The following is a 17351-nucleotide window of genomic DNA, read 5'->3' on the forward strand; positions in this document are numbered from 1 at the left end:
GACCGGGCACTGCGGGCATACCGGCGTACGACTCACCCCGGAAGTCGGCTCTCTCGGGACGTGGAGCCGGGTGCCGTTCTTTTAACAACTCATTTGTTTCATAGGTTCTATGACGATACGTCAGCTCTCGATGAGGGTGCAGCCCCAGTGCATGCCGCGCCCCATTCCTGCGAGGGCGATCAGGTCGCCGTCGCCGAGGTGCCCGGAGGCCAGGTGGTGCTGGAGGTTGAGGAGGTGGTCGGCTGCCCCGAAGTGGCCCCTCTCCAGGGAGATGTCGGCGTTCGTACGCTCCAGTGGAACGCCGAGCCTGTCGGCCACCTTCGTCAGGGTGCCTATGTTGTCGTTGAGCAGCACCACCCTGGACAGGTCGGAGACGGACGCGCCGATCCGTTTGCAGGCCTGTGCCACGACGTCGCGCACCCGGTCGTTCATGAGATCGACGAACGCCTCGAAGCGGTCCGCGTCGTACTCGAAGAACTCCAACAGGTCCCAGGCGTCGCGGGCGGTCCCGGGCTGTTCTCCCCCGCGGAAAGGGGCGGCTGCGCCGCCCTCCTCCAGCAGGAACAGATCGGCGTAACGGCCGTCGCTGATCACCTCGCCGGCCCGCCAGCGCAGGCGGGGGTGGCCACGTCCCGCGACCGCCGCTCCGGCTCCGTCGGAGAACAGCAGCGAGTGGGTCTCCATCCGGTTCCAGTACGCCTCGCACGTCCGGTTCGCCCCGACCACCAGCGCACGCTGGTACTCGGGACGGGTGGCGAACCGGCCAGCGAGCAGGTCGAAGCAGGTGATCCCGCCGACACAGCCCTGGGAGACGAGGACTGCCTCGGCCCGGTGTGCGCCCAGCCGGGCCTGGAGGGCGGCCGCCGGGTCCCAGTACAGGTACTCGGGGATGTCGGTGATCGCGAGCACGACCAGGTCCAGCTCGCCCGGATCGGTGCCCGACTCCGCCAGGGCCGCGCGCGCGGCCTCCTCGGCGAGGTCGGTGAGGCCGACCTCTTCGGGGCACCGGTGGATGTTCCGGTAGCCGTACTCCAGCACCCTCTCGACGTCCTCGGTGTACTCCCGCACCGTGTCCGCGACAGCGGCGGGCTCGCCGAGCGCCGAGCCGAACGACATCAGTCCGTAGTCCACGCAGGTTCCCCTTCCAGCTTCCCGGGGTCTTCCAGTGCCGTCTTGATCCTGGCGAGGAACAGTACGGCGTCCCTCCCGTTGACGACCCGGTGGTCGTAGGCGAGTCCGAGGTGAACGGTCCGGCGCGTCACCACGGCTCCCGACGCGTCGATCCGGCACTCGTCGCCGACCGCGCCGACGGAGACCATGCACAGCTGAGGCCAGAGCACGATCGGCTGGACAAGGACCACACCGGGATCGGGGTTGAGCGAGACGGCGATGTTCCCGCCGGTCAGCTCGTGCGCGGCGAACCCCTTGTCGAGAGCTTTCAGCCGGAAGTCCATCAGCGTGTCGGCGATGTCCGCGAGGGACCGCTCGTGGGCGCGCTCGACCACGGGCACGTACAGCGATCCGTCGACGTCGACGGTGACGCCGACGTACGGGGCGTCCGCCATCGCGACGGTCCGGTCGTCGATGAGGGAGCCGAAGAACCGCGGGAAGTCCGGCTGCGCCTCGGCCACCGCCTTGACCACCACCTCCGCGAGCCCGAGCGTCGCGCCGCTCTCCTCGCTCAGCTCCTCCAGCCGGTCGAGGACGGTGTCGACCTCCGCCTTGACAACGGTGAACCCGGTCGGGATCTCGCGGTGGCTCTTGGTGACCACCGCGGCGGTGCCCTGCTGTACGCGGTCCAGGACGTGCACCCCGAACGGGGGGTCGGCGACGGGCCCAGGGGCCTTCGTCGCCGGTGCGGCCGGGACCACCTCCGTGTGCGGCCTGACCGGATCTCGCGCACCGCCCGGAGCCGGTTCGGGCAGCAGGTGGGCCAGGACGGCGCCGACGGCCAGCTCCTCGCCCACCGCCGCGACGCGCCGCAGGTACCCGGAGCCCTGGGCGGCGATGTCGGCCTGCGCCTTGGAAGTGTCCAGCGCGACAATCTCGGTGTCCGGCTCGATCCACGCGCCGTCGTCCACCAGCCAGTCGGCGACCAGATAGGTGACATCGTTGTTGTTCAGCTTGGGCACGGTGACGGGGACGCCGACCGCCGCTTCGGCGGCGGGCGACGCGGCGGACGGGGCCGGGGACGGCTCCCCGGCCCCCCATCCGGCCGCCCGCCGGATCCCGTCGCGGATGTCCTCGGCCCCCAGCAGCACCTCGCGCTCCAGATGGCCTGCCGTCGGAATGATCGAGTCGCATGAGCTCAGCGGCAGTACAGGGCCGTGCAGCGAGGACCAGATCCGCTCGTGGAGCACCCGCGCCACCTCGGCGCCCCAGGTACCGCCGGCGGTGCCCTCCTCCACCACGGCAACCCGGCCGGCCGCCCTGAGTAGCGGCAGGACCGGCTCGACGTCCAGCGGGTACAGCTGCGCCGGGGTCAGCACGTGGACCGAGCGGCCGTGCGCCTCGCGCAGCTCGCGCGCCGCGTCCAGGGCCCGGTGGACGAGGCCCCCCGGGGCCAGGACGACGAAGTCGGCGCCGTCCGCCTCGCCGTCGGGGAAGGCATGGGCCCAACCGAGTCCGGGGCCGATGACGCGGTAGCGGAAGACGTCGTCGACGCGGCCGTCCCGGTACATGCGCCGCGTGTAGAGGACCTTGTCCTCGAAGAGGACGGCGGGCGCGCCCCGGTCCAGCGCCTCGTCCAGCACCGCCTCGGCGTCGTGGAACGGCGACAGCTCATACAGGGTGAGGTTGGGAATGCCGACGAAGTGCTTCTGCGGGCTCTGGCTGTGGGTGGGCCCGTAGCCGCGGTTGCCGCCGACCGGGCAGCGCACCACGAGCGGCACCGGCACCCGCCGACCGTACATCGACACCGATTTCGAGGCGAAGTTGAGCACCTGGTCGAAGCCGAGTGCGAGGAAGTCGCCGAACATGACCTCGACGATGACCTTGTTGCCGCACAGGGCCAGTCCGCCACCGACGCCGAGGATGCCGCCCTCGCTCAGCGGCGTGCTCATCACGCGGTCGCCGAACCTTCCGGAGAGCCCCTTGGTGATCTTGAATGCGCCTCCGTACGGGTCGAGCAGGTCCTCGCCGAGCAGGTAGAGCTGCTCCTCGCGGTCGAAGAGCCGGTGCAGCGCGCGGTTGAGGTTCTCCGCGACGCGCGGCGCGACGGTGCTGGTCACGACCTGGGTCATGCCGAAACTCCCTCCGCGGCCAGGAGTCCCCGCAGATCGCCGACGCTGCGGCAGGAGCGGGCCTGCCGGGGGGTGATCCGCAGGCCGTACTCGCGTCCGAGGGCCGAGATGATCTGCACGTGCCGCAGGCTGGTCCAACCGCCCGTGGTCGCCGGGCCCGTCTCGTCGTCCACCTCTGCCACGGGTACGCCGAGCACATCGGCGACGAGCTCCTCCAGCGCCCTCACAGCGTGGCCCCCGATCCCGCCGCGGCCGGCGAGGCCGTCCAGACCGACGGCGGCCGCGCGGAGACGTCGGCCACCAGACCGGCGACCCGCTCCCGCTGGCGCGCGTCGGCTGCGTCGAACTGGTCGCCGAACCACCGGGCGTACTCCGCGCTCCACTCCCGGGCGCGTACGTCGGATAGCTCCTCCGCAGAGCGGGTGTCGTCGCCCTTGCTGTGCGGACCGAGCCGGACGGTGTGGAACTGCACGACGGCCGGGGCCCCGCGCCGCACCTCCGCGACGACGGGGCCCAGTTCGGCACGGATCACGTTGATGTCCGCGGTGTGGAGCTCGTAGTGGTCGATACCGAACGAACCGGCGCGGTCCTCGATGGTCCCGGCCAGCTGTGCCCCGGTCGGCGTCGACTGGGCGATCCCGTTGTGCTCCACGACCACCAGCAACGGCACGCTCCACAGCCGCGCCATGTTGAGGGCCTCGTAGACCGCTCCCTCGCCCCAGGTGCCGTCGCCGATGTGGACCACGGCGATCCGGTCCTGCCCGGTGCGCCGGTAGTGGAGGGCGACACCGACCGCGACCGGCAGACTCTGCCCCTGCACCCCGGTCGACAGATAGCCGTCGCGGTAGATGTGCTGGCTGCCGCCGACGCCCGAGCACACCGCCCCTTCGCGCCCCATGATCTCCGCGAGCAGCCCTGACGGGTCCTCGAACCTGGCCAGGTAGTGGCCGTGTCCCCGGTGGTTGCTGAAGACGAAGTCCTCGCGCAGAAGCGGCGCCAGCGCCACCGGCACGTACTCCTGGCCGAGGCAGGTGTGCGTCGTGCCGTTGAGCTTCCCCGCGTCGAAGAGGTCGAGCAGGGCGAGCTCGAAGTTCCTTATCAGCAGGAGGAGTTCAAGGTCCTTGTCAGCGAACTTGGTGAGGGCAGTCAACGTGCCGGGTTCCTTCCCACGCATTTCCGCTCCGCTAGGGTCATGCCTCCGACAAGGGCGGGCATCAGGCGTTGTCGGCCTCCATGGCCTCGACGAGGCTCTTCGGCCGCAGGTCGGTCCAGTTCTCGTTGACGAACGCGAGGCAGGCCTCGCGACTGTCCTCGCCCTTGGCGACCGTCCAGCCCGCCGGCACCTCGGCGAAAGCGGGCCAAAGGGAATGCTGACCCTCGTCGTTGACCAGGACCAGATAAGAGCCGTTCTCGTCCTCAAACGGATTAGTCATCGAATTCCCATTTCCATGAGCGATTCATTCGACCGGACATGCAGAGTCGGCGCGTAATTCACTGCGGCACCGGAAGGCTATACGGCACCCCGGACAATTGACCACCGCCGGACGCCCCGTCGCTCGGATGAGGGACCGGGCCGCACCGGCCCCGGCCCAACTGCCCTGTGGGCGCCGGGAGAAGCCGCGGCGACGCTGGTCACCGGAGGCCGATCCGGTGTGCTGTCCCGGCAACGGGACAATTGACGGGGCATCGCACGGTCTCGCGGAGAAGCGGTCTTGAAGAGAATCCGCCCGCCGGTCTAGCTTGAGGCGGCGCGGGGTCACTTGCACAGCGCCTATGGGGTTCGGATCCGTCGCCCACACGTACGGCCACTTCAATCCGCCCGTGCCGCCACGCTCCCCTGCGCCGCATTTCGCCCGCGGGCAATGCCTCACAGTCCATGCCTCACGGTCCGTGCACAACGGAAAGACCCACAGGAGGAGTCTGCCATGCAGGTGTCAGGGACGGACGACGGGAGGATTCGCCCGGCCGACCCGGCCGACGTCGAGCGTTCACTCGTCGAGTGGCTGCGCGACGAACTGGAGGACCCGGACATCACCGGTGCCGACAACTTCCTCGACATCGGCGGTCATTCACTGACGTTCGCAAAGCTGAACCAGCACCTCAGTGACTCCTTCGGTGCCGTGCTCGACATGAAAACCACGTACGAGGAGCCGCTCGGCGTGGCCGTCACCAAGATCCAGCCGGTCGAAAGCACTACGCCAACCACCAGGTAAGGGGCTCAGAGCGTGACCAGCAGCACCGAAAGCACCGACTTCGTCCTCTCCCCCGACGAACTGGCTTCGTTCCACCAGAACGGCTACATCGGCCCGCTGACCGTGTACACCCCCGAAGAGATGGACGCGATATGGAAGACGGTCCGGCGCCAGGCGCTCGACCGGTCGTACGCCGCCTACCCCGAGGTCGATTCGAGCGTCGGGGCGCCGAACATCTTCAACTACGACCGCCACCTCGACATCGACCTGCTGGCCCAGCACGTCTGCAACCGCAGGATCGTCGACCGGGTGGCCTCCATCCTCGGCCCCGACCTGCTGTGCTGGCGCACGGAGTTCTTCCCCAAGTACCCCGGGGACGAGGGGACCGACTGGCACCAGGCCGACACCTTCGCCAACGCCAGCGGCAAGCCCCAACTGCTGTGGCCCGGCGAGTCGGAGGACGACTTCGGGGCCGGCACACTCACCGTGTGGACCGCGTTCACGGAGTCGACGCGCGAGAACGGCTGCCTGCAGATCATCCCCGGCACGCAGAACAAAATGAACTACGACGAGACCAAGCAGATGGATTACGACAAGGGGCGCATCAACTCCGAGGTCAAGGAGGGCGTTCCGCGGGGCTTCTTCGGCTACGACTACCGCCAACTCCAGGTCGACCCCGAATGGCGGCCGAACGAGGAGGACGCGGTCTCCCTGACCATGGAGAAGGGCCAGTGCGTGATCTTCTGGTCGACGCTGATGCACGCCTCCCTGCCGAACATCTCCACGGGCAGGAACTACCGGATGGGATTCGCCACCCGGTACGTGCCGACGAAGGTGCGCGTCTACCCGGACACGGACCGCATCGAGGAGTACGGAGGCAGCATCTCGCTGGAGAAGTGGGCCGCGGTGCTGGCCAGGGGCGAGGACTCCTTCGGGCACAACAAGATCACCGACAGGACGCTGCGCGGCACGCCCATCCGCTCTCTGTAACTGCGGCCACTCCCGTCAGGTGGTGGATGTGAACGGTACCGGCACGACCGCACCACGCGACTTGAGGCGCCCTCCGACGGTGGCGTTCATCCCGCCGTCCTGTTGTGGGGCGGGCTACTTCCACCGGCTGCGCCAGGCACTCGGCGGGCGGATCGACTTCCGCCCCGTCGAACTGCCTGGCCACGGTCGCCGCTTCGCCGAGACCCCGCTCACGTGCGCCGAACTCGCGGTGGCCGACGTGACGCGGCAGATCGGCGGGCCCGTGGACGCGGTCTACGGCGAGAGTCTCGGCGCGTACATCGCCCTGACCGTCGCCGCGGCGGCCAGGCAGCCGCCGTACCCGCTGCTGATCGCCGCGTCCAACTCTCCTCCCTCGGTACGGGAGAGGATCAGGACCGAGGAGATCCGTTCCATCGACAACGCGGTCGCCGTGCTGGCCTCGATGGGCGGCGAGATCCCGGCCGACGTGGTGCGCGACCCGGTGCTCGCCGAGCAGTTCTACCCGGTGATCCGGGACGACCTGTACCTGTCCCAGTCCTTCGTCGACCTGACGCGATCCCTGACGACCGCCGGGGATGTCCGCGTCCTCGCCGGTACCGACGACGCCGCGTCGTTCCGCCTCGACGCATGGGCCGACCACACCACAGCGCGCTGCGAGGTGACGGCCCTGCCCGGTGGACACCTGCTCTCGGCCGACGCCCCGTTCGCGGTGGCCGACGCGATTCTGAATCTCCTGAAAGAGGATCTCGATGGCGACAGTCGCAGGACCGCTTCCCTCGATCGGCCATGACCAGATGCTGGTCTTCCTGTTGCAGATCGGGGTGCTCCTGGCCGCCGCCATGCTGCTGGGCATGCTCGCGGTCCGCCTCGGCCTTCCCCCCCTGGTCGGTGAACTCTCCGCGGGCGTGCTGCTGGGCCCCTCGCTGTTCGGGGAGTTCCTGCCCGGCCTGTCGGACTGGCTGCTGCCGCGCGACCCGGCCCAGATGCACCTGCTCACCGCGGTCGCACAGCTCGGTGTGCTGCTGCTGGTCGCCATCACGGGCGCGCACATCGACCTCGGTCTGATCCGGCGCAAGGGCCGCGCCATCGGCTGGGTGAGCGCGGGCAGCGTACTGCTGCCGCTCGCGCTCGGCATCGGGCTCGGCTTCCTCCTACCGGGATCGCTGATCGCGCCGAGCGCGGACCGGAGCACGTTCGCGCTGTTCATCGGAGTCGCGATCGCGGTCAGCGCACTGCCGGTGATCGCCAAGACGCTACTGGACATGCGGCTGCTCCACCGCGATGTCGGCCAGCTGATCGTCGGGGCGGCGGCCATCAGCGACATCGTCGGCTGGCTGCTGCTGTCGGTCGTGTCCGCGATGGTCGTCTCGGGAGCGGGGCCCGGCATGATCCTGCAGACCGTCGGCTATCTGTTCGCCGCGCTGGCCATCGCCGTCCTCGTCGTCCGGCCGATGGCCCGCGGGGTCCTGCGGCACACCGAGCGCTCGGGCCAGCCAGGGGTGAGCGTCGCCGCCCTCGTCGTCCTGATCACGCTGTCCGCCGCCGGGACCCAGGCACTCGACATGGAGCCCATCCTCGGTGCCTTTCTGTGCGGCGTCGTCATCAGCTCGCTCGGGTCTGGGAGCCGCAAGACGCTCGACACCGTACGGTCCTTCGTGATGACGACACTGGCACCGCTGTTCTTCGCCACCGCGGGACTCCAGGTGGACCTGGCCACCCTGGCCCAGCCCACCGTGTTGCTCGCCGGGATCGTCACGCTGCTGGTGGCCACCGTGGCCAAGTTCGCCGGGGGCTACCTCGGCGCCCGGCTCGGCCGCCTCGGCCACAGCGAGTCGCTCGCGATCGGGGCCGGACTCAACGCCCGCGGCGTCGTGGAGATCGTCATCGCCACGGCCGGGCTCCAGCTGGGCATCCTGACCACGGCCACGTACACGATCATCGTGCTGCTCGCCGTCGCCACCTCGGTGATGGCACCGCCGTTCCTGCGCTACGCGACGTCGAAGATCCCGAAGACGACGGCGGAGACGGATCGGGAGAGGGAGTTCGCCGGAACCTGAGCCACGCGGGCACCCGAAGCACCCGTGGCCCGCTCGGCCGACTCGCGCGGCGAGGTGGTGCGCTATCGGATGGGGCCTGGGCTGGTGGTTGCTCCGAGCAATATCAGCCAGGAGCGGGACAAGGCCAGGTTGCGCAGGTTCTCGTCGCCGGTCACCGCGGCCGAGCCGGTGAGGTCGAGCATGGGCCGGTCGGATATGTGGTCGTCGTAGGCGATGCCGTGGTCGGGTGTGGTGCGGTGCGCGCCGGTGACCAGCCGTACGGCGGTCGATCGGGGTCACGGATCGCGGTTTGCGTGACCTCCATGAGGACCTCGACGAGGATGCGCAATCGTGAACTCGTCGCCACGCGTGGCCTACCACAACGCGCGCAAGGATGCCTTGTACGGCTCGAAGACGTTCCCGAGTCGCCCTCCGGCCAATCCCGGGCCATCGCCTCGCCGCCCAACTCACTGGATGTCATATATGCAGGTCAGCGGTGCGCACAACATGTACCACCAGCAGACGAAGAATCTGCTGGGTGCTCCCGCAGAGGCGGTCACCAGGTCAGCGACCCTGGACGCCTCCGCGTCCGATGCTGACCATTTGCTGACCCGGACGGCCCCATCATTCCTTTGACCTGCACAGATGACCAAGTGATAGATCTTGGACCTGAACATTGTACGCAGCATCGAAGTGCTCCCGGAAATAGGCTCCCTGCCTGCGTTTTTGCAGTTCAGAGGCGGTTTCCCCACCCCACAACGGGTGGCGCGTCCGGGCATTCCCCAGGTTTCCCAGGACTCATGCCGCCCACTTGCCAGCTTTCCTGAGGCACCGTCAGGCGGGATGCGGGCTCGTCGCCCCACCCACTCCCCGCCGTAGCGACGAAGCAAGCCTACGCAACGCCCCTTGCGGACAGTCCTGACAGGTGACGCCCCTTCGCCGGCGTCCCCAAGGGCTTCGACGCCGTACAGATCAAGCGCTTCCTGGACACGTTCGACAAGGCGGACGTGTCCAGGATCCTGAAGGGGGTGAACCGTTCGCCGGAGGCAGGCTGCCAGGTCCGGTCGGTCCGGACCGGCGTCCGTCTGTGGCCCGGAGGGGCGCCGGACTACGCCGCCTGACGCGCGGCGGTCCTCCGGGCGGAGGATCTCGGGTTGGCCGGTGGCAGCGACAACGCCATCGCCGCCCGGGACGTGATGACCTCGCAGCCACTCCCGTACCACGGTGGCCGCCTCCCGGCGGGGCAGGGGCTCGGGCAGTTCCGCGGCGTGGGCGGGCCCGTCGGCGCGGACGGTGTCGGCGAGGAAGGCGAACGGCACCGACTGGGCCGAGTCCGAGGACAACGTACGGCGCCTGAGACAGAGGATCTTCGAGGCGACGCGGGCCGGGGACCTGAAGAAGGTGCGCAATCCGCAGAAGCTCATGCTGCGAAGCCGCAGTAGCACGTTGGTCGGCGTGAAGCGGGTGAGCGGTGGTCGCGAGACCGCCGGAATCGGCGGGAGACGTGCTGCTGGACGCGGATCTGGCGGCGGCGTTCGACCGCACCGCCCATGATCACCTGCTGGCCTCCGTCGGACAGTTCCCCGCCAGGGACCTGATCCGGGGATGGCAGAAGGCCGGTGTGGTCGACCGCGCCGGTTCGCACCGACCGGGGAGGGGGCTCCTCAGGGCGGTGTGATCAGCCCGTTGCTGTTGAACTCGCTCTGCACGGGATGGAGGAGGCCGCCGGGTGCCGATGCAAGGTGGTGCCGGGCCGGGCGAGAGCCCAGGGCGGCTCCGGGCACTCCGGTGCTGGTGAGGTATGCCGATGTCTTCGTCGTGCTCCGGCATGACCAGGAGGAGGTGAGTCAGGACAGGTCCCGGCTGGAGGGCTGGTTGGAGCCCGGGGGGCTTCCCTCTGCGCGTCCTGGGCCGGGACCTGTCCGTGACGTCGGCGATGCCCTGCGCCTGCTCGACCCCGGCGTCGCCGGTGCCGCCGGGGAGCAGGTGGTTGTGTTCCTGATGGACCCGGCCGCCGGCACTACCTGCGCGTCACTCGGCGACCCGACCGGGTTCGGTGGGGAACCGCCGACGCAGATCCGTCAGGAACGGTTCGACCCCGGACGCCGCGGACCGGCCGTAGGTGTCGTCGATCCGGCGCAGGAGAACCACCGGGTCGATCTCGTACTCCTGGGGGCCGACCGATTCCAGTACCGAGGTGGCCAGTGCGCAGCCGAGCTGGACGGCGTTCTTCTGCGGGAGCCGCCAGGCGACACCGGCCAGGAAGCCCGCCCGGAAGGCGTCACCGACCCCGGTGGGGTCGTGGGCCTCCGCGGTCGGGACCGCACCGACGCATAGCTCCGGCCGGCTCTCCGACAGGACGGTCACGCCGTCGGCGCCCCGGGTGGTGACCCAGGTGCCGCAGCGCGCGAGCACCTGGGAATCGGTCCAGCCCGTTCTTTCCCGCAGCAGGGCCGCCTCGTACTCGTTGGTGAACAGGAACTCGGCACCCTCCACCAGACTGCGGGTCTCCTCCCGGTCGAGCCGAGCCAGTTGCTGGGAGGGGTCGGCGGCGAACGCCAGGCCGATCTCCCGGCATTCAGCGGTGTGGCGCAGCATGGCCTCGGGGTCGTTGGGGGCGATCACGACCAGTTCGGGCGGGCCGGCGTGTTCGTCGAGCGAGGCGATGGTGATGTGTCTGGCCTCGGCCATCGCACCGGCGTAGAAGGTGGCGATCTGGTTGTGGTCGGCGTCCGTGGTGCACATGAAGCGGGCGGTGTGCAGGGTTTCGCTGATCCGCACCGCCCGTGAGTCCACGCCGTTCTTCTGCAGCCAGGCGTCGTAGTCGTCGAAGTCCTTGCCGGCCGCGCCGACGAGGAGCGGGCGCAGGCCCAGCCGGGCGAGGCCGACGGCGATGTTGGCCGCCACTCCCCCACGTCGCACCTCCAGGGTGTCGGCGAGGAACGACAGGGAGACGTGGTCGAGTTGTCCTGGGATCAGCTGATCGGCGAATCGTCCGGGGAAGACCGTCAGATGGTCGGTGGCGATCGAACCGGTGACGGCGATGTGCACGTCGGGTCTCCTCATGAGGCGGGGCGGGAACGTGTCGGTGCCCGGTGGCGCTCCGCGTCGTTCACGGGCCGGTCCGCTGCCGGAGGTGGACGGGGAGGGACCGGTAGTCGTTGTCGATGAAGGAGGTCTTCGGCTCCAGCTCCGTCACGTCCGCGGCGAGGGAGAGCTCGGGGAAGCGGGCGAAGAGGGCGGGGAGGGCGATCCTGGCCTCCAGTCTGGTGAGCGGGGCGCCGATGCAGTAGTGGACGCCGTGGCCGAAGGCGAGGTGGGCCTTGTCCTCCCGGTCGATCACGAAGCTGTCGGGCGCCTCGTGGACGCCGGGGTCCCGGCCGTGCGCGGCGAAGCTGATCACGATGAGTTCGCCCTTGCCCACGACGACGCCCTCGCCGAGGTCGATGTCGGCGGTGGCGTACCGTAGCGGCAGGTGCATGATCGGCGCGTGCAGGCGCAGGGTCTCCTCGACCACGTCGTCCCAGCGGTGGGGCTGTTCGATCGCGGCGGCCAACTGGTCGGGGTGGGTGAGCAGTTCGCACACCGCGTGGTCGATGACGGCTGCGGTGGTCTGCGAGCCCGCGCCGACCATGTTGATCAGCGTGGAGATCAGTTCCTCCTCGCTGAGGTGGTCCCCGTCCTCCTCGTGGGTGGCGAGCAGCACGCTGGTCATGTCGTCGCCCGGGGTGCGGCGCTTGTGGTCGATGAGTGCGTGCATCGCGGCGGACAGGCTGTCACGGGTCGCCGCCGCCTCCTGCGGCGTGACGTCCGTCTCCAGCGATGCCTCCAGGGCGCTCAGCATCGCGGGGCGCTGGCTGTCCGGGACGCCGAAGAGGTCGCAGATGACCCGGGTCGGGAGCAGGAGGGCGAAGGCGGCACGCAGGTCGGTCGGTGTACCGGGGGTCTCGGCGTCCAGGGCGTCGAGGAGTTCGAGGACGGTGGCCTCGATCGCCGGGCGGAGGTCGTCTATGCGGCGCGGGGTGAACGCCTTGCCCACCAGTTTGCGCAGTCTCTGATGGTCCGCCCCGTCGGAGGTGAGCATGGAGACGATGTCGACCCAGGGGTTGAGCCAGGCTATGGCGCCCGGTTCGTGGTCGGGCCAGGACTTGCGGGCGTCCTTGGAGACCTCGGGATGGGTGAGCAGGAATTTCGCCACCTCGCCCCGGGTGACCGACCAGGCAGTGACGCCCTCGGGCATCCCGACGCGCACGGCGGGTCCGGCGGCGCGCAGCCGGTCGGTCTGTTCATGGACCTCCCGTCCTCCTCTGCTGGTGAGTTCCACGATGTCGGTGGAGCTGATCACGCTGGGCCTCCTGTCGGTGTGGCGAAGCAGCGGTACGGGCGGAAGAAATGGTGAGAGTTGGAAGAGCGGTGGTACGGGCGGGAAGGGGGATGCGGGTGGGGCGGAGGAGCGGCACGGACCAGGGAGGGGGCCGGTCCGTGCCCGGCGCGGCAGGCTCCGGTCAGACCTCTGTCGCGCGGTCGAGTTCGACGACGGTGCGCACGGCGGACTCCAGCGCGAACGTCATCGATCCCCCGTTGGGTTCGAAGGCGGCGTGCTCACCGGCGAAGTGGACCCGTCCCTCGGGCTTGCGGATGGCCGGCATGAGGGCGTCGTGGCCGGTCTCGGGGAGGATGTACGCGCCCTCGGCGTGAGGCCGCTTGTCCCAGACGACGGAGGTGCCGGTCTCGAAGTGCTCCCGGGCGCCGGGCAGCGGCCCCTCGATCTGGTCGAGGACGAACCGCAGTCGTTCCTCGTCGCCCATCGCGGCGACCGCTTTGGCGCGCCAGCCCGTGATCAGGCACTCGACTATTCTGCGCGGTCCCTCCGTGTGGGGAGTCGCGTCGCGGACCCATCGCACCGGGAGGTCGGTGGAGTAGCTGGCGTTGGCGTCCTTCCAGAACTTGCGCCGCATCTGGAGGTACACCCGCACGATCGAGGAGTACTTGAGCCGACGTATCGCGTCGTGCTTGGCGTCGCTGAACCGGGCGTCGGAGAAATCGATGTGCCGGGCGACGCTGAACGGCACCGTGAGGACGACCCTGTCGGCCTCCATCGTCTGGAGCCGGCCCTGGTCCGTGAAGGTCACGCGGGCCGCGACGCCGTCCTGCTCCACTCGCACCACCGCTCGGCGATAGTGGATGTGGCCCTTGAGCCGTTCGGCGAAGGCGCGCGGGAACTGGTCGGTGCCGCCCTTGATCTTCGACCACCGGGCATCTGCCTTGACCAGGGAGTGCGGGCTCGCCTCGTGCCTCAGCCAGGCCAGGGCCGAGGCGGATTTGAGGTCCCCGCCCCGCATTTCGAGGAAGTAGGGCTCCATGAGGTCGATCGCCGCGTCGGACGCGCCCCGTTCGCGGAGGACCTGGTGGACCGAGCGGAGGTCGTACGGGGCCATGCGCTCGGTCACCCGCCATTCGGGGGCGCCGATCTCCGGCTGGAGTTCCCGGCAGACGGCCTGCACGTACCGGTCGACCATCTGGTCGGCGCTCATCCGCCGTTCCTCGTCGTTCAACGGCAGTCCGAGGCGGTTCAGCGAGGTGGGGTCGGTACCGGCGAACCGTCCGCCGACGAAGTAGGCGAAGTCCGTGTCGACCAGGTCGGACGTCTCCAGTTCGACGCCCAACTCCCGTATGTAGTGCATCGCGTAATGGCAGTAGGGGGTCACCGTCATCGCGCCGGCCTCGGCGTACAGGCCGTCCGCGAACGGGTCACGCAGGGTGTAGGCGCGTCCGCCGGGGCGGTCGCTCGCCTCCAGCACGGTGACGTCGCTACCGCGTCGGGTGAGTTCATGGGCGATCGCGAGGCCCGAGAGGCCTGCTCCGACGACGATCACTTTCCTGGGCGTCTTCAGGCCCTCCAGTCCGTTGTCCAGGGCCTGGCGGACTTCGGTCTGTGTGGGTTCTGCCATCGAGCCGTCTCTCCTCGGTCGTGTGGAGTGCGCGTGGTGCGGCGGGCGGGTCAGTGTCGTGCGGCGGCCTGTGCGAGGTCCTTTCTGAGGTACTCGGCGGTGAACGAGCCCCGGGCGGTGCTCAGTTGTTCCGGTGTTCCTTCGAAGACGACGCGGCCGCCGTGCCGGCCTGCGCCGGGGCCGAGGTCGATGATCCAGTCGGCGTGCTTGATCACGTCCAGGTCGTGCTCGATCACGACGACGGTGTTACCGCCGTCGACGAGTCGGTCGAGAAGAGCGAGCAGTGTGTCGACATCGGCCATGTGCAGACCGGTCGTCGGCTCGTCGAAGACATGGAGACCGCCCGAATCGTGCAGTCGGCCGGCGAGCTTGAGGCGTTGCCGTTCGCCGCCGGACAGGGTGGACAGCGGCTGCCCGAGGGTGAGGTAGGGGAGTCCGACTTCGCGGAGCGGCGCCAACCTGCTCAGCACGGTGCGTTCGGTGAAGTGGTCGAGCGCCTCCTCGACGGTGAGGTTCAGGGTCTCGACGATGTCGCGGCCGTGCAGACGGTGATCGAGGACCTCGTCCCGGTAGCGCCGGCCCCGGCAGACCTCACAGGTCATGGTGACGGGGTCCAGGAAGGCGAGGTCGTTCTCGATCACGCCGCAGCCCTTGCACTCGGGGCAGCCTCCGGTGGAGTTGAAGCTGAACAGTCCCGCGTCGACCCCGTTGGCACGGGCGAACAGCTTGCGGATGGTGTCCATGACCTTCACGTGGGTAGCCGGCGTCGAGCGCGGCGAGATGCCGATCGCCGACTGGTCCACGACGATCGCGTCGGGGTGGCGGGCGGCGAGGACGTCGGAGACCAGGCTGCTCTTGCCCGAGCCGGCGACGCCGGTGACCGCGGTGAGGACACCGGTCGGGATGTCGACGGTGATGTCCTTGAGATTGTGCAGGGCGGCCCCGGTGACGGTGAAGGCTCCGGTGGGTGTGCGCGGTGTCCGGTCGAGCCCGGACACGGCGCCCAGGCGTCGGCCGGTGAGAGAGCCCGAGGAGCGCAGTTCCTCGGCCGTGCCCTCGAAGACGATCTCTCCGCCGTGGGCCCCGGCGCCGGGCCCCATGTCGACGACGTGGTCGGCGATGGCGATGACCTGCCGGTCGTGCTCGACGACCAGGACGGTGTTGCCCTTGTCCCGCAGTTCCATGAGCAGTTCGTTGAGCCGGTGCACGTCGCGAGGGTGCAGTCCGACGCTGGGTTCGTCGAAGATGTACGTCACGTCGATGAGGCTGCTGCCGAGGTGACGCACGATCTTCAGCCGCCGCCCCTCCCCGCCCGACACGGTGGACGTCTCGCGGTCCAGGCTGAGGTAGCCGAGGCCCACCGCCTCGATGCGGCGCAGTACGGCGAGGGCTGCGGTCGCCACGTGTTTGGCGACGGGGTCGTCCAGGGTGGCGAGCACCCCGACGAGTTCGCCGATCTCCATGGCCGCGTAGTCGGCGATGTTGTGCGCGCCGATCCTGGAGCCCCGGGCCGCGGCGTTGAGCCGGGTTCCCCCGCACTCCGGGCAGGAGCCCTCGGTGACGACCCGGGCCACGGCCTCCCGGTCGCGGTCGCTCAGGGTGTGCGCATCGCGTTTGAGGTAGCGGCGGGTGAAGCGGGTGACCACTCCCTCGTACTCGTTCTTGTAGACGCTGTGCCGGCTGCGGCGGTCGACTCGGAACCCACCGCCGTACAGGAGGAGTTCGCGCTCCTGCTCGGTGAAGCGGGCCAGTGGTTTGTCGGGGTCGAAGAGGCCCGATTCCGCGTACAGCTGCCATGGGGCGGTGCCGACCGCGAACGAGGGGAAGGCGATGGCGCCCTCGTTGAGCGTCCGGCTCCCGTCGAGCAGCCGGTCCAGGTCCACCGTCGTGACGCGGCCCAGCCCTTCGCAGTTCTCGCACATACCGTGCGGGTCGTTGAAGGAGTAGAAGTTCGACGGGCCGACGGCGGGTTTTCCGCACCGCGAGAACAGCACCCGCAGAATGGGGTGCACCTCGGTCATGGTGCCGACGGTCGAGCGCGAATTCCCGCCGATGGGCTTCTGATCGACCACGATGGCGGTGGACAGGTTCTCCATCACTTCGGCGTGCGGACGCTCGTATCGGGTGAGCCGGTTGCGCACGTACCAGGGGAATGTCTCGTTGAGCTGGCGCTGGGACTCGACGGCGATCGTGGAGAAGACGATCGAGGATTTTCCGGAGCCGGATACGCCGGTGAATACAGTGAGCTTTCCCTTGGGGATGGTCAGCGAGACGTTCTTGAGGTTGTTCTCCCGGACTCCGCCGAGAACGATGTCGCCGCCGAATCGCGCGTTCGTCCCGCCCGTCATGGTTCGCAACCTCCGCCCGCCGCACCGGCACCGCTTCCGTCACACTACACCTAGTGATTTCCTCATGGCAATCATACGCTAGCGTTGTTTCGACCTTGATCACCCGGTCCGACCCCTGGAGGCCGTTCCCCATGTGGACGTACGAGCACAGCATCGAAACCGCCCTGCCGCAGGCCGCCGTCTGGGACTGCTACGCCGACCCGGCCCTGTGGCCCGAGTGGGACGAGGAAGTCCGCGAGCTGACCCTGGACGGGCCGCTGGCCCCCGGCGTGCGGGGCACGCTGGACCTGCACGGGCTGCCGCCGACGGACCTCACCATCCCCAACGTCATTCCCGGCACCGCCCTGACCACCGAGGTGCGCATCCCGGACGGGACGCTGCTGCGGTTCACCTACCACCTGACCGAGCTCTCCGGGGCCACGCGCGTCACCCACCGGGCGGAGCTCGACGGCCCCTCGGCCGGCCAGGAGTTCGGCGCCGCGATCACGGCCCCGGTGCCGGACACGATGCGAGCCCTGATCCGCTTCGCCGCATCCCGCGCCCGCTGACAAGGGATGCCCCGGGCGCGGCGGACATGTTCGGGCGCCCGCCG

At 69.4% G+C, this 17351-nt stretch carries 16 protein-coding genes; 7 read left to right on the top strand and 9 right to left on the bottom strand.

Going from position 1 to position 17351, the window contains the following annotated elements:
• Positions 1 to 120 precede the first annotated feature (120 nt).
• The 5 genes from GA0115234_RS27095 to GA0115234_RS27115 form a co-directional block, all read right to left on the bottom strand.
• Positions 121 to 1131 carry a 3-oxoacyl-ACP synthase III family protein gene (locus GA0115234_RS27095; protein ID WP_093546877.1) on the bottom strand — a complete coding sequence of 337 codons (1011 nt, stop codon included), beginning with the start codon at positions 1129 to 1131 and terminating at the stop codon, positions 121 to 123.
• Complete coding sequence (locus tag GA0115234_RS27100; RefSeq protein WP_093546880.1) at positions 1116 to 3242, bottom strand: 2-oxo acid dehydrogenase subunit E2; 2127 nt, start codon at positions 3240 to 3242, stop codon at positions 1116 to 1118. The genes GA0115234_RS27095 and GA0115234_RS27100 overlap by 16 nt, the downstream gene beginning before the upstream one ends.
• A complete protein-coding gene (locus GA0115234_RS27105; RefSeq protein WP_093546882.1) occupies positions 3239 to 3469 on the bottom strand; it encodes an acyl carrier protein in 231 nt (76 codons plus the stop codon). The genes GA0115234_RS27100 and GA0115234_RS27105 overlap by 4 nt, the downstream gene beginning before the upstream one ends.
• Complete coding sequence (locus GA0115234_RS27110; RefSeq protein WP_237541777.1) at positions 3466 to 4392, bottom strand: thiamine pyrophosphate-dependent dehydrogenase E1 component subunit alpha; 927 nt, start codon at positions 4390 to 4392, stop codon at positions 3466 to 3468. The genes GA0115234_RS27105 and GA0115234_RS27110 overlap by 4 nt, the downstream gene beginning before the upstream one ends.
• 64 nt (positions 4393 to 4456) lie before the next feature.
• A complete protein-coding gene (locus GA0115234_RS27115) occupies positions 4457 to 4675 on the bottom strand; it encodes an MbtH family protein (RefSeq protein ID WP_093546888.1) in 219 nt (72 codons plus the stop codon).
• A gap of 492 nt (positions 4676 to 5167) precedes the next feature.
• Here GA0115234_RS27115 and GA0115234_RS27120 point away from each other — a divergent pair, with 492 nt between their 5' ends.
• The 6 genes from GA0115234_RS27120 (at position 5168) to GA0115234_RS43795 (ending at position 10138) form a co-directional block, all read left to right on the top strand.
• A complete protein-coding gene (locus tag GA0115234_RS27120) occupies positions 5168 to 5455 on the top strand; it encodes an acyl carrier protein (RefSeq protein WP_093546891.1) in 288 nt (95 codons plus the stop codon).
• A 12-nt stretch (positions 5456 to 5467) separates the two neighbouring features.
• Positions 5468 to 6424, top strand: a complete 957-nt coding sequence (locus tag GA0115234_RS27125) for a chlorinating enzyme (protein WP_093546894.1) — start codon at positions 5468 to 5470, stop codon at positions 6422 to 6424.
• Between the two features lie 79 nt (positions 6425 to 6503).
• Entirely contained in the window at positions 6504 to 7214 is a 711-nt protein-coding gene (locus GA0115234_RS27130; RefSeq protein ID WP_161275671.1) for a thioesterase II family protein, read from the top strand.
• Positions 7174 to 8481 (top strand): cation:proton antiporter, encoded by a 1308-nt coding sequence (locus GA0115234_RS27135; RefSeq protein WP_093546900.1) that lies wholly within the window; start codon positions 7174 to 7176, stop codon positions 8479 to 8481. Before GA0115234_RS27130 ends, GA0115234_RS27135 begins: the two co-directional genes overlap by 41 nt.
• 1272 nt (positions 8482 to 9753) lie before the next feature.
• The gene (locus GA0115234_RS43790; protein WP_256088828.1) at positions 9754 to 10014 is read left to right on the top strand and encodes a reverse transcriptase N-terminal domain-containing protein; all 261 of its coding nucleotides are present in this window, start codon (positions 9754 to 9756) and stop codon (positions 10012 to 10014) included.
• Positions 9932 to 10138: a hypothetical protein gene (locus GA0115234_RS43795; RefSeq protein ID WP_256088830.1), complete on the top strand. Its 207-nt coding sequence runs from the start codon at positions 9932 to 9934 to the stop codon at positions 10136 to 10138. Before GA0115234_RS43790 ends, GA0115234_RS43795 begins: the two co-directional genes overlap by 83 nt.
• A 353-nt stretch (positions 10139 to 10491) precedes the next feature.
• Here GA0115234_RS43795 and GA0115234_RS27150 read toward each other — a convergent pair whose 3' ends face one another.
• The 4 genes from GA0115234_RS27150 to GA0115234_RS27165 form a co-directional block, all read right to left on the bottom strand.
• Positions 10492 to 11511: a carbohydrate kinase family protein gene (locus GA0115234_RS27150; protein WP_093546906.1), complete on the bottom strand. Its 1020-nt coding sequence runs from the start codon at positions 11509 to 11511 to the stop codon at positions 10492 to 10494.
• Positions 11512 to 11572: 61 nt separating this feature from the next.
• Positions 11573 to 12805 (bottom strand): cytochrome P450 family protein, encoded by a 1233-nt coding sequence (locus GA0115234_RS27155; RefSeq protein ID WP_329865786.1) that lies wholly within the window; start codon positions 12803 to 12805, stop codon positions 11573 to 11575.
• 160 nt (positions 12806 to 12965) lie between these two features.
• Positions 12966 to 14411: a flavin monoamine oxidase family protein gene (locus tag GA0115234_RS27160; protein ID WP_093546909.1), complete on the bottom strand. Its 1446-nt coding sequence runs from the start codon at positions 14409 to 14411 to the stop codon at positions 12966 to 12968.
• A 50-nt stretch (positions 14412 to 14461) separates the two neighbouring features.
• A complete protein-coding gene (locus GA0115234_RS27165) occupies positions 14462 to 16759 on the bottom strand; it encodes an ATP-binding cassette domain-containing protein (RefSeq protein ID WP_093546912.1) in 2298 nt (765 codons plus the stop codon).
• Positions 16760 to 16890: 131 nt separating this feature from the next.
• Between GA0115234_RS27165 and GA0115234_RS27170 the strand changes: the two genes are divergently transcribed.
• The gene (locus GA0115234_RS27170; RefSeq protein ID WP_093546915.1) at positions 16891 to 17307 is read left to right on the top strand and encodes an SRPBCC family protein; all 417 of its coding nucleotides are present in this window, start codon (positions 16891 to 16893) and stop codon (positions 17305 to 17307) included.
• Positions 17308 to 17351: the final 44 nt, after the last annotated feature.

Origin of the sequence: Streptomyces sp. DvalAA-43 (assembly GCF_900091725.1) — a bacterium.
In the GTDB taxonomy this organism is placed as follows: Bacteria; Actinomycetota; Actinomycetes; order Streptomycetales; family Streptomycetaceae; genus Streptomyces; species Streptomyces pulveraceus.

Excerpts from the sequence above, each read along its gene's own strand:
- GA0115234_RS27100 (WP_093546880.1), bottom strand. The coding sequence starts at position 3,242 with ATGACCCAGGTCGTGACCAGCACCGTCGCGCCGCGCGTCGCGGAGAAC.
- GA0115234_RS27115 (WP_093546888.1), bottom strand. The coding sequence starts at position 4,675 with ATGACTAATCCGTTTGAGGACGAGAACGGCTCTTATCTGGTCCTGGTC.
- GA0115234_RS27120 (WP_093546891.1), top strand. The coding sequence starts at position 5,168 with ATGCAGGTGTCAGGGACGGACGACGGGAGGATTCGCCCGGCCGACCCG.
- GA0115234_RS27135 (WP_093546900.1), top strand. The coding sequence starts at position 7,174 with ATGGCGACAGTCGCAGGACCGCTTCCCTCGATCGGCCATGACCAGATG.
- GA0115234_RS27160 (WP_093546909.1), bottom strand. The coding sequence starts at position 14,411 with ATGGCAGAACCCACACAGACCGAAGTCCGCCAGGCCCTGGACAACGGA.
- GA0115234_RS27165 (WP_093546912.1), bottom strand. The coding sequence starts at position 16,759 with ATGACGGGCGGGACGAACGCGCGATTCGGCGGCGACATCGTTCTCGGC.
- GA0115234_RS27170 (WP_093546915.1), top strand. The coding sequence starts at position 16,891 with ATGTGGACGTACGAGCACAGCATCGAAACCGCCCTGCCGCAGGCCGCC.